The organism is Oleiphilus sp. HI0043, assembly GCF_001634935.1.
Genome location: NZ_LWEY01000471.1, coordinates 1 through 572, shown reverse-complemented (window position 1 = coordinate 572; position 572 = coordinate 1). Strand labels below are relative to the sequence as shown.

Below are 572 nucleotides of genomic sequence, written 5' to 3'. Positions count from 1 at the left end.
TACTTTAAGGTCTTCGATATCGTAAGCAGTTAAGCCTAGGTATTCTAATATGTCATCTTGGCTATCTTCCCATTCCGGGTCGCTATCTTGTAGGCCAAGTACTTTGTAGTTTCCGCAAATATGCTCAGCCAGTTTAAGAACTGCCAGCAAGGTTTTCTGCTGCTGGTTTTTGCCGTCTTTAACTGCAAACACTTGCTTGGTGTTATGGTGTTCGGCAATAACTTGGCAGATATGCTCAGGGAGGTTCCATGACTTGGCGGTGAAATAACCGACGACACAGTGATTGGTGTTGAATTTTTCATTCTCTAAGTCAATGACTCGCTCATGCTGGCCGGAATAAGTTTTTTCCATGACGGTGATATAATCATCGAAGCGTGAAAGCATGAGAGGAATACCCGCATTATGGAACAAGCCTAATGCATAAGCTTCGTCTGGCGTGCGGTAGCCGACTTTTTTGGCAACCGCTGCGCAGACCATCGCTATGTCGTTTGCGGTATCCCAAAAAGAGGTTAATTCAATGATGGCTTCATCTGACATTTCACCTTTGATTGCCAGGCCATTCAAGATATTAA

The 572-nt window shown here is 44.2% G+C and carries 1 protein-coding gene; it reads right to left on the bottom strand.

Going from position 1 to position 572, the window contains the following annotated elements:
- Positions 1-572: HDOD domain-containing protein (locus A3729_RS05985; RefSeq protein WP_156497721.1), on the bottom strand; the 572-nt coding region annotated here is incomplete at both ends.